The following is a 25,617-nucleotide window of genomic DNA, read 5'->3' as shown; positions in this document are numbered from 1 at the left end:
GGGTAAACAGGTGAGAAACGACTAAATTAACAATACTTTACAATTGATGTCATTTTATGTCAGCCAATGACTGCACCACCAGATGTTTTAGAGAGAATCAGTATCGAACGTTGGGTAGCAGAGCACCAGGAATGCCGATAAAAAAAGCGCACCGAAGTGCGCTTTTTTTGTTCACTAACCACTTTATCTAAAAACGATAAGCGGTCTGGCTTTATTTCGCCGTACTAGCACCTGACGTACCTTGGGCCTTTTCAAGGTTCTGCAGATCAACAGCAATCTTGTCTGCTTCATCCAAATAAGGATCTGGCCCTACGTAGTCTTTTGGTAAATCATCAAGAGACTTCAGCGGTTTTTTACCTTCACGCGCAAAGCGCTCATTCAGACGAGTCAGACGACGTGCATCGTCTTCCTTATCTTCTTTATCACGCACAGCAAAGTTAAGAGAAACCGTGTTTTTCTTATCTTTCAATGCATTATAACGAGCAATATCTTGTTGAATGTACTGGAACTCAGGGTCATTGGCGATACGTGCATTATGCTCTTTGAGCAGCTCAGGAATGAATGGCTTCAAATCACCGACTTTGGTGTAAGCCGCCGCGCTGATGCTATCCCAAGGCAATGCGTTATCTTCAAACTTCTCACCCGTTTCTGGCGCTTCAATACCGGTTGGCATAATCAAATCAGGCGTAACACCTTTGATCTGCGTGCTGCCACCGTTGATACGGTAGAATTTCTGGATGGTGTATTGCAGTGAGCCTAATGCTGGCCATTCAGGACGCAACATCTGATCGTAAATACGATTTAGCGAACGATATTGCTGAACGGTCCCTTTACCGAAGGTTGGTTCACCCACGATCAACGCACGACCATAGTCTTGCATCGCTGCGGCAAAGATCTCAGAAGCCGAGGCGCTGAAACGGTCAACTAATACCACTAACGGGCCTTTGTAATACACCACGCCATCGGTATCGCTATCCTGACGGATATGACCGTTATTATCACGTACCTGCACCACCGGGCCACTTGGGATAAATAGTCCAGACAGTGAGACAGCTTCAGTCAATGCACCGCCGCCGTTGGTACGCAGGTCGATAACCAGACTGTTAACGTTCTGCTTAGCCATCTTCTGCAACTGCACTTTGACATCGTCCGTCAGACCAACGTAGAAGCCAGGAATATCCATCACTGCAACTTTGGTATTACCCACTTGCTTGATGGTCATTTTCACCGCGCGGTCTTCCAAGCGGATTTTTTCGCGAGTCAGAGTAATAGTACGAGTCTTCGTGCCTTTACCCGCAGGCAAAATCTCCAGACGAACTTTGCTGCCTTTTGGACCTTTGATCAAAGCGACAACATCATCAAGACGCCAGCCAATCACATCAACTATCGGTTTGCCTGTCTGGCCAACACCAACGATGCGGTCACCAACGGCAATAGCTTTACTCTTCGCAGCAGGGCCACCGGCGACGACAGAGTTGATAACAGTGTAATCGTCATCCATTTGCAGCACGGCGCCAATACCTTCCAGAGACAGGCTCATTTCAGTATTAAATTGCTCAGTACTACGTGGCGACAGGTAATTAGTATGCGGGTCAATTTCATGCGCAAACGCATTCATGATCAACTGGAAAACATCTTCGCTGTTGCTCTGAGTCAATCGCTTCATCGCAAAACGATAGCGTTTGGTCAGCACTTCACGAATTTCTTGATCGTTTTTGCCGGTTAATTTGAGGTTCAGCTCATCATATTTGACTTTAGCATCCCACAGATTATCCAATTCACTCTGATCTTTCGGCCAAGGCGCTTTGCTGCGGTCCAGATCAATAGTGTCATTGCCGGTAAAATTCATCGGGCGTTCAAGTACGCTTAACGCATATTGATAACGCTCAAAACGACGTTTCTGCGCAAGATTAAACAGCGCATAAGGCGTCACTAATTTACCCGACTTTAATTCTTCTCCCAACTCGCCACGTTTGCTGGCAAATTGAGCAATATCAGAAGCCATGAATACATTATGGCTGTAGTCGAGCATATTTAAATAACGGTCGAAAATCTTGCCCGCAAAATCGGCATTAAGGTCAAATTGACGGTAGTGCGAACGGGTAAAGCGTGCGGTAACACGCTCACTAACCGTTGCATCTTGCGGATCTTGAGTCAATTGAGGAAGCTGACTGAGTGTAACGGGGGCATTATCATTCGCAAAGCTGGTATTAACCAACAGCGCTCCCGATAAAAACAGGCCCGCGATCATGCTTAATTTAACGAATTTGTTCATGCCTGAGTTGGCCTCCGTATCAGAACTGCAAGTGTTCTGCGCGTACGATCATCGCGAGACCCGAAGAAAGTTGTACGCGAACGCCGTCTTTTGCAATTTCCAAAACGGTGGCATCCATCGCACTCTGCCCAGCACGGACTTTTATTTCCTGGCCAATCTGCAGTGCTGAAATATCTGTAACTGGCACCTGACGCGGTTGGCGAGCCTCACGTGGCGGACGAGGTGGCCGCGGTTTACGATTTTCTTGACCAGCAACGGCGGCAGGGGCATTTTCACGTCGCGGAGCAGGTTTTCTTGCTGCCGGGCGTGGACGGCGCGGCTCGGCATTTTCACCGTTAGCTTCGCGACGTTTTGCCTGTTGTTCAGCACGTTGTGCTTGAACGCGGGCTTTTGCTTCTTCCAATTGTTTGCGAGCATGTTCGACATGCTGTTCTTCCAGCTCGCCACACGCATTACCGTCTAAATCAACGCGCTGAGCGCCAACTTTGACGCCGTACAAATAACGCCAACTTGAGGTATAGAGGCGCAAAGCAGAACGCAATTGTGTTTTGCTTAAATTTTCTTCACTTTGCACGCGCTCTACCAGATCCTGAAAAATACCGATCTTTAATGGGCGTGCTTCACCCTCAGCACTAAAGCACAGCGGAAAACGCTCTGCTAAAAAGGCGATAACTTCTTTGCTACTGTTCAACTTAGGTTGATTTTCCATGAAATTTCCTGATTACAACGGGTTTGCCAACCGGCGCAGGCATGAACAGGCGACATTATAATGACACCATCAGTAAATGCTACGTGATCCGACGATCAACTTGCGATCAAATTGACATATTTTGCTGCATCACTGTGTTCCAGGTGCTGACAAAGCCCTGCTACCAGTGCAGTTAACCCTTTTTCGTCTTCTTCATCAAAGCGTTGATAAAGGGTGCTATCAATATCTAAAACGCCAATAATTTGTCCACCAATGGTAATTGGCAGCACGATTTCTGCGTTACTTGCGGCATCACAGGCAATATGACCAGGGAAAGCGTGAACATCATCGACACGCTGTACGGCGTTTTCAGCAACAGCTGTACCGCACACACCTTTACCTACCGGAATACGCACGCAGGCAATTTTCCCCTGAAACGGCCCCAGAACCAGCTCTTGGCCATCCATCAGATAAAAGCCAGCCCAGTTTACGCCCTCAAGACGCTCATACAGTAAAGCGCTAGTGTTTGATAATGTCGCAATGAAATTATTTTCACCAGCGATCAACGCATTAAGGTCACGTTTTAATTCCGTGTAGAACTCGTCTTTATTCATGTAATAACCATTAAAAAGCTAAGGGTAAATAGCCATCTATGCGGGCTTAGAGCCTATAAAATAAGCATTAAATGCGTATATGAACAAGGTTAATCCGATGTCTATTCTAAAAGACTATCTTACAATGTATGTTCTGCGCTGAGCATGATACGTTATTTTGCCAAAAAAACCTGATTTCTGCTGATTGCCTGTTGTTCAGGCGTGGCCTTCGATAAAATAACAGGCTCCATTTTGATTCACGCCATATGAAAATACGAGCAATATCAAGTCCTTTACCACAAACTCGCTACCAACGTTGTAGTGAGTGTGACTATTTGTTCGCTATGCCAGCCCTGCATCGAACCCAAACGGCACACTGCCCACGTTGTAACGCAAAAGTCGAAAAAGGCAAAGTATGTTCTCTTCCGCGTTTAATCATTATCGCCCTCAGTATTTTATTACTGATGCCTTTTGCCTATAGCGAGCCATTAATTCGTATTCGCTTACTAGGAAGTTCGATTAACGCAAGTCTGCTAGAGGGCATCTGGCAGATGTCAAGTCAGGGAGATCCCCTAACCGCCAGCATGGTGGCCTTTTGTACTATCGGCGCCCCACTCACATTAGCCTGCTCTATTTTATATCTCTATTTTGGTCATCGCTTAGGGATGAATCTGAAACCGGTGCTGCTGATGCTCGATCGCTTGAAAGATTGGGTGATGCTGGATATTTACCTGGTAGGTATGGGTGTAGCCTGCATTAAAATTCAGGAATATGCCGATATCAACACCGGCCCGGCGTTAGTCGCCTACCTGTTGCTGACTGTACTGGTCACATTAACGCTAATTAATCTAAATATTGAGCAACTGTGGGATGAGTTTTACCCGCAACCTCGCCCCAAAGGCGTGCCATCGTCATTACGCCTGTGCCTGGCCTGTAAGTTTACCGGTCATCCAGATAGTCGTGGACGCTGCCCTCGCTGCCACGTGCCTATGCGTGAACGTTACAAACATAGCTTGCAGAAAACCTGGGCAGCACTTATTTCCGCCATTGTGCTACTGATCCCAGCAAATCTGCTGCCTATTTCAATTATTTATGCCAATGGTCAGCGGCTTGACGACACGATTTTTTCTGGCGTGGTGTCGCTCGCAACTTCAGGTAATGTCCCCATTGCAGCCATTGTGTTTATTGCCAGCGTACTGGTACCTTTTACCAAAGTTATCGTAATGTTGACGCTACTGTTGAGCATTCATTTTAAAGCGCATCAAGGACTGAAAACTCGTATCAGGTTGCTCAGACTGGTGCACTGGATTGGGCGTTGGTCAATGCTCGATTTATTTGTCATCTCGTTGATGATGTCGCTGGTTAATCGCGACCAACTACTTTCTTTCACCATGGGTCCGGCCGGGTTCTACTTTGGCGCGGCGGTTATACTTACTATTCTTGCCGTAGAATGGCTGGACAGTCGTTTGATTTGGGATGCACATGCCACAAGAGAAGCCGAATACACCGATTGAAGCTCGGGTTACCAATAGACGCCGGATCTCCCCTTTCTGGTTGTTGCCTTTTATTGCACTACTGATAGCCGGTTGGTTGTTGTATGGCAATTATCAGGATCGCGGCACCACCGTGACTATCGATTTCCAATCCGCAGCAGGCATTGTCGCTGGTCGAACGCCTATCCGTTACCAAGGCGTTGACGTCGGTACCGTGGAATCAATTAGTCTGAGTAAAGATCTGCGCACGATTTCGGTCAAGGTCAGTATTAAAAGCGACCTCGCCGATTCTCTGCGCGAAGGAACACAATTTTGGCTGGTCACGCCCAAAGCCTCTCTGGCAGGCGTATCAGGACTTGATGCGCTCGTCGGTGGTAACTATATCGGTATGATGCCAGGCACTGGTAATGAAAAGGATCATTTCACCGCATTAGATACTCAGCCCAAATATCGTTTGAATACCGGCGAGTTGATGGTGCATTTGCATGCCCGTGACTTAGGCTCATTGAACACCGGCTCACTAGTTTATTATCGTAAAATCCCAATCGGCAAAGTCTATGACTACGATATTGATAGCAGCAACAATGGCGTCACTATCGATGTTCTGATCGAACGCCGTTTTTCGCATTTAGTTAAAAATAACAGCCGTTTTTGGAATGTTTCCGGGTTTAAAGGGGATTTCAGCCTCAGCGGTGCCAGCGTAAAAATGGAAAGCTTGGCCGCCTTGGTCAACGGCGCGATTTCATTAGATTCCCCTGATGATGGGCAACCGGCCAAAAACGACCAATCGTACGAGCTTTATCCAGACTTGGCGCAAAGTCAGCGCGGTGTCGAAATCAGCCTTGATTTACCTAATGCTGATGGTTTAAACGAAGGCCGAACTCCGCTGCTATACCAAGGTTTACAGGTCGGTACATTAACTAAAATCTCCCTACAAGACGGCAATAAAGTAACCGGTAAACTTACCGTCGATCCTTCCGTTTTAGACTTGATGCGCAGCGGTACACGCATTGAGATGAACAGTCCAAAAATCAGTCTTAATGATGCCAAGCTCAGCCAACTGTTAACCGGTAATACATTCGAGCTATTGCCGGGGGATGGCCAACCTCAAAAACATTTTGTCGTGCTCGATAGCAGCCAAAAGATGCTGCAAGACCCCGGAGTACTGACATTGACGCTCGTTGCCCCGCAAAGCTATGGCATTGATGCTGGTCAGCCGGTGTTATTACACGGCATTGTTATTGGTCAGATACTAGATAGAAAATTGACCGACCGCGGCATTGTTTTTAACCTCGCGATAAAATCACAATTTAAACAATTGTTGCATAAAGACAGTAAATTTGTGGTTAACAGCCGAGTCGATGTCAAGTTGGGTATTGATGGCATGGAAGTGCTTGGCGCCAGCGCCCAAGAGTGGATTGATGGCGGCGTCAGGATCATTCCAGGCAGCAAGGGCGATCCAACGCGAGAATACCCACTTTATAGCAATGCTGAAAAAGCCGCCGAAGGAATGATTGGCGAGCACCCTGCAACAACGGTGGTGCTGACAGCAAAAAGCTTGCCGAATGTCCAGGCCGGTTCCGTAGTGCTGTATCGTAAGTTTCAGGTAGGCCAGATAATTGACGTCCAACCTAAAGCCAATGAGTTTGAAGTCGATGTCTATATACGCCCCGAATATCGCAACTTACTCACAGCAAAAAGTATTTTTTGGGCTGAAGGTGGCGCTAAAGTACAGCTCAATGGCAATGGACTAACGGTGCAAGTTGCCCCGCTGGATAGAACATTGAAAGGAGCCATTAGCTTCGATAACTTTGATGGCGTTCAAGTTGCCAAAGGCGCTAAACGCGTGCTGTACGACTCTGAAACCTCAGCACGAGCCGTCGGTAGCCAGATTACGCTGCAAACCTTTGACGCCAGCAAACTCTCAGCGGGCATGCCAATTCGCTACTTAGGCATTACCGTTGGCCAGGTTGAATCTCTGCAACTCGATGCACAATTACATCAGGTTGAAGCGAAAGCCGTTCTCTATCCTGAGTATGTTGACACTTTTGCACGAGTTGGCAGCCGGTTCTCGATTGTTTCGCCACAAATCTCTGCGGCTGGTGTGAATAATCTCGATACCCTGCTACAGCCTTACATCAATGTGGAAGCAGGACATGGCTCGGCAACACGCCGGTTTGATTTGCAAACAGCCAGTATCACTGACTCACGTTATACCGATGGATTAGCGATTGTTGTCGATGCTGCTGAAGTGGGATCACTACAAATTGGTACTCCCGTGTTATTCCGCGGTATTGAAGTAGGTACAGTCACCGGTTTCTATTTAGGTGATATGGCAGACAGAGTTAATGTGACCTTACGCGTGAGTAAAAAATACGCTTATCTGGTGCGTGATAATTCAGTGTTCTGGCAGGCTTCTGGTTACAACTTGCAGTTTGGACTCACTGGTGGCTCATTTAAAAGCGGCACCTTCCAGCAGTTCATCCGCGGCGGTATAGCCTTCGCTACCCCGCCATCAACACCTGTGGCACCTAAAGCCGCGAGCGGCCATCACTTCCTGCTCAACCCTGAAGAGCCTAAAAACTGGCAAGGCTGGGGCACCGCTATCCCTAAAAACTGATCTCTACTTCCTAAAACCGCCCCCGGGCGGTTTTAGGAAATTTATATCGTCTGAAAGCTTCCTTCCGTAATCATCACTTTGTTTTATTAAAAGTTAATTATTCTCGCGACTTATCCCACCACATTGCAATTTTAGATAGGAATAATCTTATCCAACAAGTTATTATTGTCTTAGAAATGCCCAGTTAGCGAGAGTCTTCTCCGAAATAAGGCATAACATACCCAATAGGTTTAATGCGCAGGCTCTGCAATTTGCAGTCTGACAGACGCAAATAAAACCTTGCCAGTAGGAGAAGCACTAATGTCGGATGAAATAAAAACCCAATCAGTCGAGCGCAATCTCCTGCGTGAAATGGCAAGTCTGCGCGATATTATCGACAACAATTCCGATTGGATCTGGGAAGTTGACACCCAGGGACGCTACGTTTTTTCATCCAATAAAAGCATAGAGTTTCTCGGTATCTCGCCTGAACAAATTTTGGGTAAAAAACCTTCCGATTTTATGCCCGCCGAAGAGGCTAAATATGTCAGCGCACAATTTGCCGCTATCGCTGAGCGCAGAATTCCTTTTAGCGGCCTGCTGAACCGTAATGTTCGTGCTGATGGCAGTGAGATTATGCTCGAAAGCAGCGGCGTCCCACTCTTTGACGATCGCGGCGTTTTCCGTGGCTATCGTGGCATTGATCGCAATCTAACCGCTCTAAATTCTGCACCTGGGCAGCGCCTTTTTCAGCTAGAAAGCATTTATTCCAACGCGCCAGTTGGCTTGTGTTTTATCGATTTGGAAATGCGCTTTGTCACGGTAAATGATGCCATGGCTACAATCATTGGCCTGCCACACTACCAAGTGATTGGCAGCCTAGTGGGAACTTTTATTCCTGAGCTAGCCAGGCAGTTGGCAGATGAGCTGGTACTCGCAGGACAACATAACGTCGCCCCCGATAAAGAATTTAAGATTGAGAATAGTGAGCGGATTTTCTTTGTTCGCATCAAGCCAGCCTACGATAAGTACAGCAAACTCAGTGGGATATCAGTAGCGATGATTGATATCACCAGCATGAAGCAAATGGAACAAGCATTGCGCGATAGCCAAGAGCACTACCGCAACATGGTGGAGCTTAGCCCGCAAATTTCGTGGACAGCCAATCCTAAAGGGTTATTGAGCGACGTAAGTTCGCGCTTCCAGCGCATCACGGGGATTACCCGACAAGATATTCTGGATGATAAATGGATTCAAAGCATCCACATTGAAGATCGGCGCAGAGCAATTGAAGCTTGGGAACACTGTCTTAAAACCGGCGGGCCTCTGGATATTGAAATTCGGTTTTGCCATGTCGATCGCGGGTGGAATTGGATGCGTATTCGTGCGGCGGCAAGTTACGATTCAGACGGCAGCATCCAGCGTTGGTACGGCACAGCAGAAGATGTCCATGAGCGCAAATTACTGGAATTAAAACTGCTAAAAGCCAATCGTCGTTTAGAGATTCAGGCGAGAACCGACGCACTGACAAAATTACCCAATCGCCGTGAATTCAAAAAAGTACTAAGCCACGAATATATGCGAGCCAGACGCAGCGGCACCCCGTTGACGGTGGTCATGATGGACATCGATTATTTCAAAAACTTTAACGATTTGTACGGACATCTTTCCGGGGATGCCTGTTTGCGTTTGGTCGCCAGGACACTGCGTAAATCACTTAAACGTAATACCGATATTGTCACACGTTTTGGTGGTGAAGAATTCGCTGCTATCCTGCCGGATACCGATCAATCAGGTGCTTTGGTCGTTACGACACAAATTATGGACGCGATTAAAACTCTCGGTATCAAACATAGTTTTAGCGAGTTCAATCGCGTGACATTAAGCGTCGGTATCGCAACATTTTATCCAGAAGTTGATAATAAGATTCATGATCAATCTGATATCGTCAGTGCTGCCGATAAGGCGCTGTATTTATCCAAGAAAAATGGCCGTAACCAAATTAATACCCTGCCCGTGACCTCTTAGCGTTTTAAATACTCCTGCTCCTCACACTTCGGCGATTTGCTGATGCGATGATCGACACCACTCGAAAAATTTGGGGTGGTGTTTTTTCAACCTATCTATTATTCTCAATAAGTGACCCTTACTGGTCATACCTCTACATGAGTAGTTTATGATGCTGAGCATATAAAGGGAGTCATCAATGGGAAAATCGAGCATAAAGATCGGCAGTTATGAAATAGATGACGCTCATCTGTCTTCTGATGAAGCTAAAAGCGGTGATACCGTGCACATTCCCTGCCAATCAGATCCAGATTTATGTATGCAATTAGATGCATGGGATGATCACACCAGTGTCCCTGCGGTACTAAATGGTCAACATTCGATACTTTACAAAGACAAATACGACAAACACAAAGATGAGTGGATTTTACGGTTCGAGTAATCTCATTAAGGTCTGTGATGTTTAGGCTAATCTGAAAAACCTGCGTTAGTTTTATTTATAAAACGCAGGTTTTTTTATGTAATTTTGCCAAGGTGACAGGGAAACTAACGGCCTGTGTTTTTTATTAAAGCAATGCCTCTTCCTGCGAAGAAACGGCTAAAAGTATCTAACGGTAGCCTCACATTAGATTGTGAAGCAGGCACATCCCCCGAAGGATTATGGAATGTAATGACTCCCTGCTCCACTTGGCTGACTAACACTAAATGGCCGCCACGCTTTGGTGGGGACGATGCTGGTTGGCGAATCGATGGGTGAACTGAGGCGATAAAAAAGTGTTTATTCTCTAACTCACGGGCAATATCCCGCACATCGATATCAACACAAACCTGAGCCTCGATATCCCACTCCTCTCGTACAAAATCAACAAAAGGGGAATAAATCAAACCGCGAATGTTATCCCCTTCGCGCACATAGGTACCATAAGGCAGACTGCGGCGAGTTAATTCCAGAGTAGGGATAATTTCATCACGGGTTGCTGCTAAGGCCATTTTTAGACAGCACATACCGCATACATGGCTGGCCCACTCTATAAATTCATGTTGAGATTTAGCGCCAGATGCGCGCCACTGTGCCACATCTTTTAGCGACAGTCGTTTTGCAACAATCTCAGCGGCCAGCTCCGGCGCTTCCCATTGATTAAAGTAAGGCACGTTAAGCGAAGGGGATAAAGAAGACATGGAATTCTCTTGATGACTCGGCATGATCGACAAAACTGTTAGGCCGCCGAGATATCATCTCCAGCGGCCTATAAGGTATTAGAAGGTTTCAACCAATTTAAATTTCATCAACAATAGCGGCATATCAGGGGCAAACATGTCGTAGGCTTCAAAAAAGCGTTGATGCTCACGACGCCATGACGCCAATGTGCGGTCACCTTCCCCTTCTTCCCAGGCATGCTGTTCAGAAACCAAGTCAAAAGCGACTTGCTTCACCTCGGTCAACTGTACAGCGCAAACGGGGTTGTTACGCCCATCCACGACCACAAAAATCTCTCCAGGCTCTGGTTCACCTTCATCATCAAGATTGGCACAGGTTGCGGTTTTAACCCCCGCAATCACTCGTTGAGCCAATTCATCGGCCTGCGCCTCGTTGTCACCAAAAGACCAACGCTCCGCGGCCTTATACTTTTGTGGGATCTGAGGGATCATAATTTATCCTTTTAATTGATAGTACTCACAGGTGGTTATCAATAAACATTAACACGGATAAACAAGTTTTGTGTGCGAGATTAAGCAAGTCTGAATATCAACATTCCATGATTATACTTTCACGCCGTTAGGCACAACATAAGATGACTCAACCGGCGAATCATTTTGTATAATTTTTTTCTCTGGCTGCAAAAATGCCATACATAACATGCTGCAAAACGACACTAACGCCGTCGCAGAGAACATGGCGCCGTAACCATGATATTGTGCTAACCAACCGCTAAGTATTGGCGCACTGATCGAAGCGACATTCGCAATCGCCAGCGTCATACCGCTGAATGTCCCCACTGAGGATTTCGGCGTCACATCAATAACTACTGACCAATAGATATTATTGACCAAGGCATTTAGCGCATTGCCCAGCGTCATCAACAGAATGATTTCAGTGGGTGACCGCATATAAGGGATCAGCATAAAACAGGTCGCGGTGAGCAGTAGCGTCACCGCAGCAAACAAGTTGCGAGCCAGCCGCAGATTATTAAAACGTTTAAGCAGAGCATCGGTAATGCGTCCGCCAAGCAACACAGTGAAACAAGCACCGCTCCACGGGATCATGGCGATATACCACAGCGATTGCAGATTATAGTTAAAAGTATCCTGTAAATATTTTGGTCCCCAGCTCACCAACACAAAAGTCACGTACAGAAACGAGAAATAACCCAGCGCATTAAGCACCAAAGTTCGGTTCGTGAAAAACACGCGCCACGACAGCGGCTTCTGTGGCATTTCTGGCTGCTGATCTGCACGTATAATCGCCAACTCGCTCGCATTGACCCGCGGATGCTGTTCCGGCGTATCGGTAAAGAAACAGCCGAACGCTACGATGGCAATCAATGAACACAAACCCAGCACGATAAACATACTGCGCCAATCGTGGGTCAGCAGCAGCAAACCTACAGCGATAGGTGCAGTTAACATTGCCCCGACTTGAGTACTCAGCAATCCAATTCCCAGAGAGAACCCACGCTCTTTGCGCGGTGCCCAAACGGAATTGGTCTTATTCATTAGCGCATAAGTTGGCCCTTCAACAAAACCAAACAAGATACGTAGCGCTGCGAATCCTAAAATTGCCGAACCGCCAAATAGCGCCATTCCCACTTGCCCGGCCCAAGCCGTTGCCATCTCCAGCAGTGACCAAAGGATCCCCGCCATCAACCATACTTTTTTGCTACCGATACGATCAGAAAGAAAGCCACCGCATAGCGATCCAAACAGATAGCCGAAACCAAAATAGCCCAGAACCTGGCCTAGCTGTGCTTTGTTAAAACTGAATTCTCGGGAAATATCATTCGCAGCAAATGACAACGCACCACGATCGATATAGTTAATCAGCGCAATGAAAAACATCATGGCAAAAATGCGGTAACGATAGCGGCTATCGGGAAGTGAAGTGTGCATAAACGAATCTCCTGAACATCATGATAGCGATTATCAAGCAATAACAATGCCAGATAGCCACCAGCGGGTAGTTTCAGAAGAGAAGTGATGAGCAAAACTATAACTTAATGAAAATATAGAATTTATTAAGGAGGGATGAATAAAGCAGCAAATTTTGTTGTCACCACAGGCCAAGACTGTGATGAGAAATGGGCAACAACGAGATACTAACGCCCCGCTTTGGACAGGATACCAGCCTAAATTTATCCGTGACTTTACGTGAGTATCAATCGCTTGCCATTAAAAAAGCCGCTCATGATGAACTGAGCGGCTTTTCTATCTTGAACCAATAAGACTAATTACTCATGGCATTGCACCGGCATTTTCTCCGGCCACAAACGCTGGCTTCCTGCGTTATATAATACTCTAACGCCACACTCGTTATCCACGCGAGCCAGCAGTTTACCGCTACTATCAATAAGCATTGATGTATTACTGGTAGATACCGTCGCCATACCGTGATCAAAGGCAGAAACAGCCCTAAATACCGGTGGAATAACAAAGTTACCATTAGCATCGAGATAGCCGTAATGATTACCCACTTCGGCAAAAGCTAAACCTTCAGAAGCTACCCCCAAATCAGCATAATTGACGTTAGTCATAGGGTGGCCCTGCGTGTCAATCCAGGTTTTGCTGCCATCTGCACGAGTAAGCACCGCTTTTCCTGCCAGCATACGGCTGCCCTCACCTTGTACAGTCAAGGTCGGCTTACCGCTGCTATCAACATAACGAGTCGTCATGCCACTCGGCTGATTATCGTAAGCAATAGCCATATCGCTAGCTAACGGCCAATACCATTGACCCGCAGGTAATGTCGCCAGCTGTGTACCTTTGTCATCAATCAGCTCGGTACCTGTACTCGTTGTACGCAACGCGCGTCCATTAACAAAGGCGGAACCTTGACTACTCGTTAATGGAATTTGCCAGTTACCCTGCGCATTAAGGTAGCCTTCCTGCGGCTGGCGAGACAACTTCACCCAATTGCCGACGGCAGTGATCTTGGTCTGCTGCTCGTGCAATTCGACATTGCCCTGTGAATTGAGCAACCAGGATTGGCCTTCTCCTAACGTAGCCAGTAGACGGCCATCATTAAACTGCGTAACCATCAGCCCGTTAGTTAAGCCAATACGGACCTTACCATCGTTGCCAAGAAGCTCAGATTGCAGCTGCGAAGCGGGAACCGTAGATTGATTTTCGGACGAGGCGACCGGTAAGGTACCTTTCCACAGTGTTGAATTAATACGTCTGATACCCGCATATTTTGCATCAGTGAGCAGCTTCCCCTGCTGATCGAGCATGCCCCATAGCCCATCAGGCAATTGAACATCCGCTAATCCGTTGGCATAACTCCCGACCGATTGATAAGTTGGCGCAACGATGGTTTTTTGTGTCAGGACATCATAAATCCCCCACAACGCCCCATCAGCTGCCGTTTCACGATAGCGGAACCAACCGTCACCAATAGATTCCAGCTCGAAGAAATCTGGCAGAGCAAAATGCTTACCACTGACATCAATGACACTCAACTTGCCATCAAGGTAATCAAAAGCATAGCCATGTACGAAAGGCGCGATATTATCTTGCGTCAGAGGCATTAGCGTTTTGCCTTGGGCATCAACGATACCGGTGCCTTGTACGCTTTTTACGATAAAGTGTTGCGCTAACCCGCCGGCAACATTTTCACTGTTATCCGCCGGTTGGATATCTTGCCATTTGTCTTCCAGTTGCACACTGCCGTCGGCTCGTACAAAACCGGCTCCGGTTTTCTCGCTTCCTTCACTCGGGCGAATCAATGCTAATGGAGCACTAGCGCTATTATCGTGAACGGAAATTAACGGCTGGATATGATATCCGACCAAGGTATTCAGGGTTTTCTGACTCAATAATGCTTTACCTTTCGCATCAACAATATTGAGTAGCTTGCCCTCTTTATCACGCAGCCACAAACGCCCATCAATCGTTTCTGCCTGACTAATTTGCGCCAACCAACCTACGGCCTGCGCGCCGCCAATCATCGCTGCAGACTGAGTAATAATGGCATTCACTTTATTCTCGTCGTCGTGCTGAGTAAGTAAATAACCATCAATCACTTGATAGAGTTTGCTACCTGCTGGCAGCGTTAGCGGTTGTTTTCGCCCTGCGACATAGATGCTAAGCGTCTCTTTGCCACTCGAGTCCAACAGAAAATCGCCCTGTGCGCTTAGCCCTGCAGCCTGGCTTTCGTTGAGTGAGCTAATCGGCGCAGCATTATTGTCGAGCAACATGGTTTTATCTGCCGTTTTTGCTAGCCAGAACTGGCCGTTTAATGGCGTAACCGATTGATATTTTTGATCAACAACCGAGCCGTCGGCTCTGATTAATGTCATACCGTCGCTGCTTTTGGCGAGCACCAGACTTGGGTTTACATTGCTCAATGTCATCGCGCTAAATTGTGGCTGAACATGCCAAGCGAGCTCATCATCAGCAATGCCATAACCTTTATCGGCATCGCGGGCGATAAATAAACCTTGGTTAGTAAAGGGCTGGATGATTTCCATTTTATCGCTCGCCACATGGCGGCGGCCATCAGGTGAAAGCAGCACCGTTTTATAGCTCAAGCGCAAACGCACCGGATTGCCATCACTAACCTGTGCATCATCAACCAGTTCGTCTAGCGGCTGGCCGATGGCCTCGCCTTTGCGGTTAATCACCTCGATTTTATTATCGCGAGTGGCTACCGTCAGCTCGGCTTGGGTAAAAGGTTGAACCTCATCAAAAACGGGCTGAATAACCCAATTTCCGGTGGTATCAATGAATCCCCATTTGCCATTTTGCATCGCCGCGGCCAGCGCATAATGGAAATCACCCACTTGCTCAAACGTTGGTTTAATCACTAACTGACCACGATTGTCTAAAAAGCCCCAGCGATGGGCGCTTAACCCCTTTGTCAAGGCTACATCATCAATCGCAAGATTAGCGTCCGGTAATAACACAGCAGCACGGCCTTCATGCACATCACGAATGCAAAGACTCTGCGTCATCGGCAGCGCCATCCGTATTTGCTGCTCAGCCACGTCATTAGGTTGTTTGATAAAGCACGGAGCCGTTTCCGCCCAAGCAGAATGACTCAATGCTAAAGCACTAAAAATGCCGCCAGCCTGCAGAGCAAAGCGAATCGCTAAATTTAATGGGCGTGTAACTCGACTCATTGGTTCCCTCCAGCCGGAGTTGCTGCACAAGTAGGTACTTTCGCTGGCCAAAGGGGATGATTATCCGCCCCGATCACAATGCGTTGATTGCAACGCACGACCACTTTAGCTTGTATCGTACCCTCTTGATTGATCAACTGCACCTGACCTTTAGCGCTGACCCAAGCGCGTTTTTCGCTAAAATCACTTCCCCAGTCATAGCCAGGAGCAATCGCATAACGGCCAGTCGCGTCGATATACCCGACCAGGCTGCCGTAATTATCTTGTTTCACTGCCTGAGCGCGCCCTTCTTTCATCGCGCTAACATAATTGAAATAAGGCCCAATGACTTTTTTCCCTTTGGCATCAATAAAACCGTATAAGCCATTATCACCACGCAGCGGCACGCGATCTTCGCTGGCCCGGCTGGCAATAATGCTGCTCAACCCTGGGTAGCGTTGAATTTCCTGGGCATCGGAATCATAAAGCACCGTTTCACCGGTAGTGTCATCATTCATCGTGATTAGCGGCATTGAGGCTAAAGGCTGTGCATCGTCCATATCTGGCAATGGCTGTGCGCCGCGATCGTCAATCAGTGCAATACGTTTATCGCTCACAACACTTGCCCAGTTGAGTGGAGCAACAAAATCGAGTTCACTGGAGTAAAGAGGGTGAATTTGCCATTGGCCTTGACTATCGATGGCACCATATTGCGCACCAAATTTGAGCAATACACGATTGCCTTTAATCTGCGTCGTTGCGGGAACAATTTGTTTGCTCAGCACTGCACGCCCATCGCTATCCAACAATGCGGTGCCGCCCGCCGTCAGACTAACTAACCAGTGGTCTTGACCGACATTTTGTGGCTTATCTAATAAATCTGGAGAAATTATTTGGCCGCTTGCCGCATCAAATAAGTGATAGCGGGCACTGGCCCTGTCACTAACATTTTGTGGCTCGTTATCGGCAATCACAAATATACCGGCACCGACGGGTTCAGGCTTTCCTGTCCGCGCGGTGTCTGGGGCAATAGCCCAATTACCATCCTGTTGCAGCACGCCCCAACCGGCAGGGCTTTTCGCTAGCGCATAGCCTTGCTGGAAAGGCTCTATTTCCGTCAACACTGGCACGGGTTTAGCGCGCTTGCTGTTAATGTCCCACAGCCCCCAGCGACGCGCATTATTTTCACCTTCGGCGGTCAGCAGAATATCACCGGATATCGCCTGGCTTGTTTGTAGAACGCGGGTCGGTACATCAACGACATTGCCACTACGGTCAATCAGGCGGCGAATAGGTATATTATTTTCAACTTGTGTCGCCCAAGTGTAATTGCCATCAAATGGCGCGATCGTTTTGAATTGGGGCTGAATAATCCACTGTCCATTGGCATCGACTGCCCCCGTCATGCCATTTTCAGTCTGGACAAGTAACGGAGCCTGATGCACTTGTGCATCAATCGCCGACCATTGCGGATCAGAGAATATCGCCCCTTGAGCGTTGAGTATTGCCGGTGTTTTTTTAGTATCAGTCGGCGTTAATATTGCCCAAGGTAATTGCACCGCCGTTTCCGGTGATGCTTGATTGAATGCAGGCTGGTTATTGTCTGTTGCAGATAACGCATTAGCTAGCGGCTGAATATTATATTCATGCAGCGCCTTTAACGTGGTATCGGTCAGCAAACCAACGCCATGGTTATCATAGATTTGTACTAGCTCAGGGGATTTATCGTTAGCGCCTTGCAGCACCCACAGGTGGCCATTTTGCTGTAGTAAGGTCGGCTTGTTGACTTTGAGGGTAATTATTTGATTGTCCGCACCAACCAAAACAACACCTTTGGCGCTGTGCCCAATCAGCCAGTCGCCCCACTCTTGCCAACTCTCCGTCAGTTCAGCAGGAATATCCTGAATTTTCGATAACTTACTGTCTAGTAGTTGCTGATTATTGTTGCTATCTGTGACTATCCAACTGCCGGAGCGCAATGGGCGTACTGACTTGTATTGTTCTTTATTCAAGCTCACACCAAGCTTGTCGAAAAAGGCCCAATCATTCTTGTTCTTAACCGCAACAACATCGCCATTTAGAATAGGTAAATCACGAGTTTTTAATTTGATAGGGTCAATAGCCCATTCGCCATTGTCATCCAAATACCCCCAATAGCCGCTATCGGCACTGTCGCGTTTTTGTGCTGGGATCAAACCAGACTGGGGTTGTTCGATATTCATCACGTCATCAGGAAGCGCCAGCGAGCGGCCAGTTTTTGCATCCCATAACGCTGGTGAAACTTGAACCTGTACGCTGGCGAGCGCTTGGCCATTAACAAAACCGGCGCTATCGAGCGAAGCAGCAAATGGCAAGGTCTTAATAATCGCACCTTTACGGTCGATCAGCGCTAAGCGGCTGTCCGTTACAACCAGTGCGGTACCCTGTGCGTTGAAATCCGTAGCTCGACTAAAACGCGGTTCAATTGCCCAATTGCCTTGAGTGTCGATATATCCGTAGAGATCATTTTTCTTTGCTGCGGCCAGCCCATTAACGAAGCTACTTACTTGCGAAAATGCTGGGCTGATGGCGATTTTGCCACTAGGCTCAATAAAGCCCCATAATCCTTTAGCATCGTGCGTACTTCCTAGTAACACGGCAGCCAACCCCTGCTGGAAAGGCAACTGGCAATTGGCTGCGGTTTTCGCACTGCCACAATCTTGTTGCCAAGCCTGGTCAGCACGGGCTGATAAACTAAAGGTTGCACTCAGAGCTAGGGCTAACGCGCTATAACTCATTGCATTTTTTAATGTGTCGGAAAACATCATCCGATTCCCTTTTGATAGGTGATGTGAGTGTGCGGTGTGCAAATCTGGTAAAATTCTCTGCTTACGGCCAGCATCAACACGACTAACCAGCAAAGTTAAAGGTATATTCAATTCACTACTATTGTCTTATAGGGTGTCAGCTTGTGGAAGAAAAAGCAGCTACTTTATGAGGCCGTAACAGATAGATACATTTAATTGTCGTTAAAATATCCCAATCCTCATCAACTTCACTGTCCAAATATCCAGCCTTTCTCCATTACCACTGAGTAGAACCTCTTTTAACGTTAGCATCTGAGTGTTTTTTAGCCACCATTAATCCATTCAGACAGATGCCACGCCACAGACTGCGCTCAACTCTCTATTGAAAAAAATTCTCACCTTACTTTAGCCCGATATTTAGCAAGATAATCCAAGCTGTTCAGCCAAGCGGCCAAGATATTGCCATTGTGCTTTATGCGCTGCATTCTGTTTTGCAGCTTCCATTACTCATCCAGCGAACTTATATAGCTAAGTTCACTTAGACGCTCAAACATTTTACGTAAACAACAAAGTAGATTACCCGACATGAACAACAGCCAACATTGTACCCTCGCTGACGTAGCCGATCTGGAACCGGGGCTGCGTGAAATCCGCCAACATCTGCACCAACATCCAGAACTTTCCAACCTCGAGGCCGAAACAGCCAAGTTTGTTGCCAGCAAGTTGTTGAGCCTCGGTTATGAAGTGACAACGGGTATAGGAGGCTTCGGCGTCGTCGGGACACTCAAGCAAGGTACCGGCGGACGCACAATCGGCATTCGTGCCGATATGGATGCGTTGCCTATTACTGAGCAATCCGGTGTGAGTTATGCCAGCAAAACTGAAGGCGTCATGCACGCTTGTGGGCATGATGGGCATACAGCAATGCTATTGGGTGCAGCAGAACAGTTGTCCCGCACGCGTCATTTTTCCGGTACGGTACATTTGATTTTTCAACCAGCAGAAGAGATTGGCTTTAATAGCGGTGCACAGCGGATGCTGGCCGATAATTTGTTTGAGCGTTTCCCTTGCGATGCTATCTATGGGTTGCATAACCATCCCGGTTACCCGGTTGGTAAAATTATGTTCCGCCACGGCGCATTTTTGGCGGCCTGCGATACGGCCAAGATTACGGTGCAAGGAAAAGGGGGGCATGCGGCACGTCCACAGCTCGCCGTTGACCCGATTTTAGTCGCCAGTAGTTTAGTGATGGCGCTGCAATCTGTTGTCTCACGTAATATCGACCCGAATCAAACCGCAGTGGTCACAGTCGGTACGCTACACGCAGGACATGCCTCAAACGTGATCCCTGATACCGCCTATATGGAGATCACCATTCGCTCATTTGATGCTGGGGTGAGAAAACTGCTCGAAGAGCGTATTTGCTCATTAGTCACCAGCCATGCACAAGGTTATGGCGCAACAGCCGAGATTGATTACGAACGTGGTTATCCGGTGTTGGTCAATCATAAAGAAGAGACAGACTTCGCTATACAGGTGGCACAAGAATTAATCGGCGAAGAGAACGTCATCACCGATTTAGCGCCAATTTCTGGTAGTGAGGATTTTGCCTATTATCTGCAAGAAAAGCCGGGATGTTTCCTGCGTATGGGGAACGGCAATACCGCGTCTTTGCACCACCCAGCCTATGATTTTAACGACCAGAGTTTGCCGTTTGGTGTCGCTTACTGGACGCGATTGGTAGAACGCTATTTGGCTGAGTAACGTCAGCGATTCATACAAAAACAGGTACGTATGCTGCGTACCTGTGAGTGTGGTGGCAAAGTTGTCTTCGATATCGAGATAGCCGGGCTTAGTAAAGCTAGGGGCGCTCCGGCGAGCAAGCTCGCTACGACCCCAACGCCTTACTTTCCCTAATAACCGACTTTGTCAGCAGTCTGACAGGTACGCATCCTGCGTACCTGTTAAACATCATTTGGTGCGAGTCAGCAAATATTGCCCTGTCGCACTGAGCGAAGTTTCATAATCCTGATAATTACCATCAGCGACCAGTGTCAGCGATTTTGACATCGGGGTAATGGCACATGAGAATTTGACCTTTAAATCATGTTTGCCTTGCGAGACATAGAGATCTGCATATTGATTTTTCTGTAACGCAGCGGCTTCTTTCTGATCGACATACACAATCAACGGGCAGCTTTCGTCCAGAATAGAGCCCTTTATTTGCGGCTGGCGATGAACACGGATTTTAGTCGAACCTGGGTTATCAACTGTATAGGCTTGTAATATCTGCTGCGTTGGTTCGTAGGGACCGCTAGAACAACCGGCTAAAACCAATGCAGCACATATCAAAACTAATTTACGCACGAAACTCTCCAAAAAATAACCAGCTAATACATGAAAGTAAGTAAGAAGACCGTAAAAAAAGAGTGACACAAATGAATAGACAGGCCAATAAGCCATATCTGAAATCATTTGCTAATACTGCTACTAAGAAAAAACCTAAACTATTTTAAATCATCTTAGGCAATAAAGAGTGGACATAAGATGCGGTAACATAGGCTTTAGTAGCCCTAGGTGCTAGCGGGTTTACTTAACTAAACCTTCAATTGACGAAAGCTTTACCTAAAAATGAAAATTGATTCAGGTAAAGCTTATCTGGTATGACTTTTCTCAGCCAAGCGCGGGATTTTCGATATTCAAATCTTCAATTTTAAAAAATTGAACGTGTTTTCAAGTGTTGAACCTTTATAACGGCTCAATGATTTATTTTTAGAAAAGTGCCAATGATGAACTTAACGATTAGCCGATAGTGCGTTGGCAGCAAACAAAGCAATCGCTAAATCTTGCTCAATGGTGGCACCAGAAATCCCTACTGCACCAACAAAACAGTGTTCGGCGTCATAAAGCGCTACGCCACCACCAATACCGACTAAACCACCATTACTGTTTTCTAACGAGTAAGCCGGCGCACCCGGTAGGAAATTAGCGCCTACTTTGTCACTATTGGCTTTAAATAGCGCCGCCGTTTTGGCTTTTTGATAAGCGATATCTATAGTCGCCAGGAATGTGCCATCCATACGTGCAAAAGCCAGCGGGTAAGCCGCCTCGTCAAGAATGCTAATACAAACCGGCGGATATCCCTGTTCAGCAACATAATGTTTGGCTGCCGCAATCACAGCTTCGGCAGCAGCTAAAGTCAGTTTCATGGTTAACTACCCTGATTATTTTCATTGAAGTACGACAGGAGAGCACAAACGACTCACCTGTCGCAGAGAACTAGTGAGATTTATGACGCATATCCGCCATCGCCCACGCGTGAATAGCCAGACCAGCAATAGCCAGTAAAGCACCTACCCAACCGGTAGACTGCCAGCCTAATCCAGCAGAAATGGTCACCCCACCCAGCCAGGCTCCCAATGCATTGGCAATATTGAAAGCAGAATGGTTCATGGCGGCCGCCAGCGTTTGTGCATCACCGGCAACATCCATCAGACGTGTTTGTAATACCGCCGACAGCGCGACCACGGTGCCAACAAGCATCACATTCACAGGTCCCAACCACGGGTTGTGCGCGGTGACAACAAACAGAGCCATAATAATGGCCGCCCAGATAAGCACACGGCGAATGGTCTGTTCCATGGCTTTATCGCCAAGTTTCGCACCAACCAAGTTGCCAGTAATCATGCCAACACCAAACATTGCCAGCACAATGGGGATCATGGTTTCAGGTAAATGAGCTAACTCCAACATCGTTGGCTTAACGTAGCTAAACACCGAGAATAAACCGCCCGAGCCAATCGCCCCGATCCCCAGTGTGAGCAGGACTTGTTTACGTTTGAACGCCGATAATTCACGCAGCGGGCTGGCCGACTTATCACCAGGCTGATAAGGCACCCACAGATAAACCAGCAACATGGTGAGTACGCCTAACCCACCAACAATAGCGAAAGCAGAACGCCAACCGAACCACTGCCCAATACCTGCCACAATAGGTACACCAAGCAAGGTGGCAATGGTCAGTCCGAGTAGCACCATCGATACGGCCTGAGTTCGACGATGTCGCTCTACCAGACTGGCGGCAACCAATGCCGCCACACCGAAGAATGCGCCGTGCGGGAAACCGGCCATAAACCGCGCCATCGCCATGGTGTAAAACGTTGGCGCATAGCTACTGACCAAATTGCCTAGCGAAAAGAGTGCCATCAGCAACATTAAAAAATTACGCCGAGGCAAACGTGCACCTAATACCGCCAATAGCGGTGCGCCAATGACCACCCCTAATGCATAGACGCTTATTAGATGACCAGCATTGGGAATGCTGATCCCTAATCCCTTCGCTGCATCAGGGAGTAATCCCATTATCACAAACTCGCCAGTACCGATGGCAAAACCACCCATACCTAGCGCGAACAGCGCCTTACGATAACCAGGCTGCGTTGTATCCGCAGGCTCGATTACCGCGTCGCTGGCAGACAGTGTTTCATTATTAGTCAATGTTATTTCTCTACTTACAGGTGAAATGAGGCTTAATTACGATGAATAAAGTCAAACCGGGGAGTTTATCAATAACACCCCCAAAAGACGTCAAGATACAGGCCGCGGCCCCAACGGGGCGAGGGCCGCAGCCCCCGGGAACTTAAAGTATGACGGCTATAAACCCTTAAATCACTTACGGCAACGCGATTTTAATTAACCTTGGCGATGCGGCGGTGCCATAAATTCTGGACCAATTGGTTGCGGTATGTGCTTAGCAAGAATGGCATCAATATCAGCAATATCTGCCGCTGATAATTTCCAGCCATACGCCTCATCCACGCCACGTAACTGCTCTGGACGACGAGCGCCCCACAACGCAATGGTCGGCCCATTATCCAACACCCAACGGACAGCAAGGGCCAACATACTTTTGCCAAAGCGCTCCTGAGCTAATTGCGTCAGTTCTTCGACAGCCGCAAGGTATTGTGCAAAGCGCGGAGACTGGAATTTAGGATCAAAGCTACGCAAATCATCTTCTGCAAAAGTAGTCGTTCCCTGCATCCGGCCAGATAGCAGGCCACGGCACAATGCGCCATAAGCTAAGACGACTAAATTATTTTTTTGCGCATAAGGGAACAAATCATACTCAGCCCCACGCTCAAACACATTATACGGTGGTTGCAACGTCGATAGCTTTGCGACGCTAGCAAACTGTTCCATTTGTTCTACCGAGAAATTACTCACGCCAATTGCCAGGATTTTTCCCTGTTGGCGCAGCTTTTCTAGCTCTGCTGCAGTTTCTTCAATCGATACCAACGAGTCTGGCCAATGCACCTGATACAAGTCGATGTAATCAGTACGCAAACGGCGTAATGAATCCTCAACTTCTGCGCGAATACGTGCCGGCGTTGAGTTACGCACGATCTTGCCTTCACTATCCCAGTCTAACGCCACTTTTGTCGCAATAACCGCTTGCTGGCGCAATCCTACCAGTGCATCACCCACCACCGATTCCGAATGGCCAAAGCCATAAACCGGTGCAGTATCAATCAGGTTAATGCCCTGCTCTATTGCCTGACGCAATGCAGCAATCGACTGGCTATCATCTGTACCGCCCCAAAAAGCGCCGCCCATTGCCCACGTACCTAAACCAATACGTGATACAGCGGAAGGAATACCTTCGATTTTAATGGTTTCAATGCTCATAGGTTATGTCCCCAGTAGTTTAGAAATAGAGAGCCGTTTAGAAATAACGAGCAATTTGGAAATGGAGTATAACTCATGTATTGTTGAGTAAAATTCAATGATACCTTGAAGAAAATCATTACTTCCGCATTACCTCTGGCAAAAGCCCGGCAAAGGATGTCATGCAGAAAATATTCTTATGCCGCCTGTTTAGGAAAAGAACATCATGCCTTTACTCACCCGAGGAGAGCTTGCCGATTTAAATGTGTTTGTTGCCGTCTGTCAGCGGCAAAGCTTCAGATTAGCGGCAGCGGCGCTTGGCGTTTCAACATCTGCAGTCAGCCATACAATCCGTGCCCTTGAAGAGCGCCTTGGCGTTAAGTTACTCAATCGTACCAGCCGTTCAGTGGTGCCCACTGAGGCAGGCGCGGCATTAGTCGAGCATCTGGAGAAAGGGTTTGAGTACATTAGTAACGCATTATCTGGATTAGAGCTTTATCGCGAGACACCGATTGGCCGCCTGCGGATTAATATCCCGCGCGATGCATCGCGCTTGCTTTTTAGTCCGATACTGGCGCAATACACCAGCGCCTACCCGAAAATCCAACTGGAAATTACTGTTGATAACCGACTGGTTGACATTGTCAGCAGTGGGTTTGATGCCGGCGTTCGCTATGGTGAAACTGTGCCACGCGATATGATCGCCATGCCGCTAACAAAAAAAATAAGATGGGTTGTGGTTGCCAGCCCACAGTATTTACAGCGCCACGGCGTACCTAAAATGCCAGAAGATTTGTTGCATCACGCCTGTATCCGTATGCGTATCGGCGACGATGCGATTTATAAGTGGGAGTTAGGCAATGGCCCTTGCGCATGTAAAATAGATGCTCCTGGGACACTGACATTTAATGAAACCGATACGATTATCGATGCAGCTTTACAAGGGCTTGGATTAGCATACTGTCTGGAACTGTACGCCCAGCCTTACCTCGACAGCGGCCAGCTTGAAATTGTGATGCCTGATTGGGCCGTTCGAGGAGAACCTATCGTGATGTATTATCCCAGCCGTCGCCAATTACATCCTGGTTTGAAACAGTTAATTGATATGATCCGCGCAAATAATTTATAGCGAGATGAAAGGCGACAAATTTTTATGGATTAACTATTTATAAATAGTTAATCCATAATTTCAGACAAC

The 25,617-nt window shown here is 47.5% G+C and carries 18 protein-coding genes; 6 read left to right on the top strand and 12 right to left on the bottom strand.

Annotated elements, in window-relative coordinates:
• Nucleotides 1-211: 211 nt before the first annotated feature.
• The 3 genes from prc to ACL9RG_RS06935 all read right to left on the bottom strand — a co-directional run bounded on the left by prc (nt 212) and on the right by ACL9RG_RS06935 (nt 3,577).
• Nucleotides 212-2,275, bottom strand: a complete 2,064-nt coding sequence (gene prc, locus ACL9RG_RS06945; RefSeq protein ID WP_422791866.1) for a carboxy terminal-processing peptidase — start codon at nt 2,273-2,275, stop codon at nt 212-214.
• Between the two features lie 19 nt (nt 2,276-2,294).
• Entirely contained in the window at nt 2,295-2,984 is a 690-nt protein-coding gene (gene proQ, locus ACL9RG_RS06940) for an RNA chaperone ProQ (protein WP_422791865.1), read from the bottom strand.
• Nucleotides 2,985-3,079: 95 nt separating this feature from the next.
• On the bottom strand, nt 3,080-3,577 hold the full coding sequence (locus tag ACL9RG_RS06935; protein WP_422791864.1) for a GAF domain-containing protein: 498 nt from the start codon (nt 3,575-3,577) through the stop codon (nt 3,080-3,082).
• A gap of 245 nt (nt 3,578-3,822) precedes the next feature.
• On the opposite strand from ACL9RG_RS06935, the gene yebS reads away from it, so the two are divergent.
• From yebS to ACL9RG_RS06915, 4 genes are all read left to right on the top strand, one after another.
• A complete protein-coding gene (gene yebS, locus ACL9RG_RS06930) occupies nt 3,823-5,070 on the top strand; it encodes a membrane integrity lipid transport subunit YebS (protein WP_422791863.1) in 1,248 nt (415 codons plus the stop codon).
• Nucleotides 5,039-7,669, top strand: coding sequence for an MlaD family protein (locus ACL9RG_RS06925; protein WP_422791862.1), 2,631 nt, complete (start codon nt 5,039-5,041; stop codon nt 7,667-7,669). Before yebS ends, ACL9RG_RS06925 begins: the two co-directional genes overlap by 32 nt.
• A 300-nt stretch (nt 7,670-7,969) precedes the next feature.
• Nucleotides 7,970-9,676 (top strand): diguanylate cyclase, encoded by a 1,707-nt coding sequence (locus ACL9RG_RS06920; RefSeq protein ID WP_422791861.1) that lies wholly within the window; start codon nt 7,970-7,972, stop codon nt 9,674-9,676.
• A 178-nt stretch (nt 9,677-9,854) separates the two neighbouring features.
• Nucleotides 9,855-10,097, top strand: coding sequence for a DUF1480 family protein (locus tag ACL9RG_RS06915; protein WP_422791860.1), 243 nt, complete (start codon nt 9,855-9,857; stop codon nt 10,095-10,097).
• 104 nt (nt 10,098-10,201) lie between these two features.
• Here ACL9RG_RS06915 and ACL9RG_RS06910 read toward each other — a convergent pair whose 3' ends face one another.
• The 5 genes from ACL9RG_RS06910 to ACL9RG_RS06890 all read right to left on the bottom strand — a co-directional run bounded on the left by ACL9RG_RS06910 (nt 10,202) and on the right by ACL9RG_RS06890 (nt 18,776).
• Nucleotides 10,202-10,834 carry a hypothetical protein gene (locus tag ACL9RG_RS06910; protein WP_422791859.1) on the bottom strand — a complete coding sequence of 211 codons (633 nt, stop codon included), beginning with the start codon at nt 10,832-10,834 and terminating at the stop codon, nt 10,202-10,204.
• Nucleotides 10,835-10,912: 78 nt separating this feature from the next.
• On the bottom strand, nt 10,913-11,302 hold the full coding sequence (locus tag ACL9RG_RS06905) for an ASCH domain-containing protein (protein WP_422791973.1): 390 nt from the start codon (nt 11,300-11,302) through the stop codon (nt 10,913-10,915).
• 114 nt (nt 11,303-11,416) lie between these two features.
• Entirely contained in the window at nt 11,417-12,763 is a 1,347-nt protein-coding gene (locus tag ACL9RG_RS06900) for an MFS transporter (RefSeq protein WP_422791858.1), read from the bottom strand.
• A 338-nt stretch (nt 12,764-13,101) separates the two neighbouring features.
• Complete coding sequence (locus tag ACL9RG_RS06895; RefSeq protein WP_422791857.1) at nt 13,102-15,990, bottom strand: WG repeat-containing protein; 2,889 nt, start codon at nt 15,988-15,990, stop codon at nt 13,102-13,104.
• Nucleotides 15,987-18,776 (bottom strand): WG repeat-containing protein, encoded by a 2,790-nt coding sequence (locus ACL9RG_RS06890; protein WP_422791856.1) that lies wholly within the window; start codon nt 18,774-18,776, stop codon nt 15,987-15,989. Before ACL9RG_RS06890 ends, ACL9RG_RS06895 begins: the two co-directional genes overlap by 4 nt.
• 564 nt (nt 18,777-19,340) lie before the next feature.
• On the opposite strand from ACL9RG_RS06890, the gene ACL9RG_RS06885 reads away from it, so the two are divergent.
• A complete protein-coding gene (locus ACL9RG_RS06885) occupies nt 19,341-20,519 on the top strand; it encodes a M20 aminoacylase family protein (RefSeq protein ID WP_422791855.1) in 1,179 nt (392 codons plus the stop codon).
• Nucleotides 20,520-20,726: 207 nt separating this feature from the next.
• Here ACL9RG_RS06885 and ACL9RG_RS06880 read toward each other — a convergent pair whose 3' ends face one another.
• The 4 genes from ACL9RG_RS06880 to ACL9RG_RS06865 form a co-directional block, all read right to left on the bottom strand.
• On the bottom strand, nt 20,727-21,122 hold the full coding sequence (locus ACL9RG_RS06880) for a hypothetical protein (protein ID WP_422791854.1): 396 nt from the start codon (nt 21,120-21,122) through the stop codon (nt 20,727-20,729).
• 428 nt (nt 21,123-21,550) lie between these two features.
• A complete protein-coding gene (locus tag ACL9RG_RS06875) occupies nt 21,551-21,964 on the bottom strand; it encodes a GlcG/HbpS family heme-binding protein (protein ID WP_422791853.1) in 414 nt (137 codons plus the stop codon).
• A 70-nt stretch (nt 21,965-22,034) separates the two neighbouring features.
• Entirely contained in the window at nt 22,035-23,279 is a 1,245-nt protein-coding gene (locus tag ACL9RG_RS06870) for an MFS transporter (RefSeq protein WP_422791972.1), read from the bottom strand.
• Nucleotides 23,280-23,447: 168 nt separating this feature from the next.
• Nucleotides 23,448-24,440: an aldo/keto reductase gene (locus ACL9RG_RS06865; protein ID WP_422791852.1), complete on the bottom strand. Its 993-nt coding sequence runs from the start codon at nt 24,438-24,440 to the stop codon at nt 23,448-23,450.
• Nucleotides 24,441-24,645: 205 nt separating this feature from the next.
• Between ACL9RG_RS06865 and ACL9RG_RS06860 the strand changes: the two genes are divergently transcribed.
• A complete protein-coding gene (locus ACL9RG_RS06860) occupies nt 24,646-25,548 on the top strand; it encodes a LysR family transcriptional regulator (RefSeq protein ID WP_422791851.1) in 903 nt (300 codons plus the stop codon).
• Nucleotides 25,549-25,617: the final 69 nt, after the last annotated feature.

This window comes from Rouxiella sp. Mn2063 (assembly GCF_049319665.1).
Classification (GTDB): Bacteria; Pseudomonadota; Gammaproteobacteria; order Enterobacterales; family Enterobacteriaceae; genus JBMOUD01.
Note: the sequence above shows the minus strand (reverse complement) of the source record. Positions and strands in the feature narration are given on the sequence as shown.

Coding starts and splice junctions, on each gene's coding strand:
- prc (WP_422791866.1), bottom strand. CDS start 2,275: ATGAACAAATTCGTTAAATTAAGCATGATCGCGGGCCTGTTTTTATCG.
- proQ (WP_422791865.1), bottom strand. CDS start 2,984: ATGGAAAATCAACCTAAGTTGAACAGTAGCAAAGAAGTTATCGCCTTT.
- ACL9RG_RS06935 (WP_422791864.1), bottom strand. CDS start 3,577: ATGAATAAAGACGAGTTCTACACGGAATTAAAACGTGACCTTAATGCG.
- yebS (WP_422791863.1), top strand. CDS start 3,823: ATGAAAATACGAGCAATATCAAGTCCTTTACCACAAACTCGCTACCAA.
- ACL9RG_RS06925 (WP_422791862.1), top strand. CDS start 5,039: ATGCCACAAGAGAAGCCGAATACACCGATTGAAGCTCGGGTTACCAAT.
- ACL9RG_RS06920 (WP_422791861.1), top strand. CDS start 7,970: ATGTCGGATGAAATAAAAACCCAATCAGTCGAGCGCAATCTCCTGCGT.
- ACL9RG_RS06915 (WP_422791860.1), top strand. CDS start 9,855: ATGGGAAAATCGAGCATAAAGATCGGCAGTTATGAAATAGATGACGCT.
- ACL9RG_RS06910 (WP_422791859.1), bottom strand. CDS start 10,834: ATGTCTTCTTTATCCCCTTCGCTTAACGTGCCTTACTTTAATCAATGG.
- ACL9RG_RS06900 (WP_422791858.1), bottom strand. CDS start 12,763: ATGCACACTTCACTTCCCGATAGCCGCTATCGTTACCGCATTTTTGCC.
- ACL9RG_RS06895 (WP_422791857.1), bottom strand. CDS start 15,990: ATGAGTCGAGTTACACGCCCATTAAATTTAGCGATTCGCTTTGCTCTG.
- ACL9RG_RS06890 (WP_422791856.1), bottom strand. CDS start 18,776: ATGATGTTTTCCGACACATTAAAAAATGCAATGAGTTATAGCGCGTTA.
- ACL9RG_RS06885 (WP_422791855.1), top strand. CDS start 19,341: ATGAACAACAGCCAACATTGTACCCTCGCTGACGTAGCCGATCTGGAA.
- ACL9RG_RS06875 (WP_422791853.1), bottom strand. CDS start 21,964: ATGAAACTGACTTTAGCTGCTGCCGAAGCTGTGATTGCGGCAGCCAAA.
- ACL9RG_RS06865 (WP_422791852.1), bottom strand. CDS start 24,440: ATGAGCATTGAAACCATTAAAATCGAAGGTATTCCTTCCGCTGTATCA.
- ACL9RG_RS06860 (WP_422791851.1), top strand. CDS start 24,646: ATGCCTTTACTCACCCGAGGAGAGCTTGCCGATTTAAATGTGTTTGTT.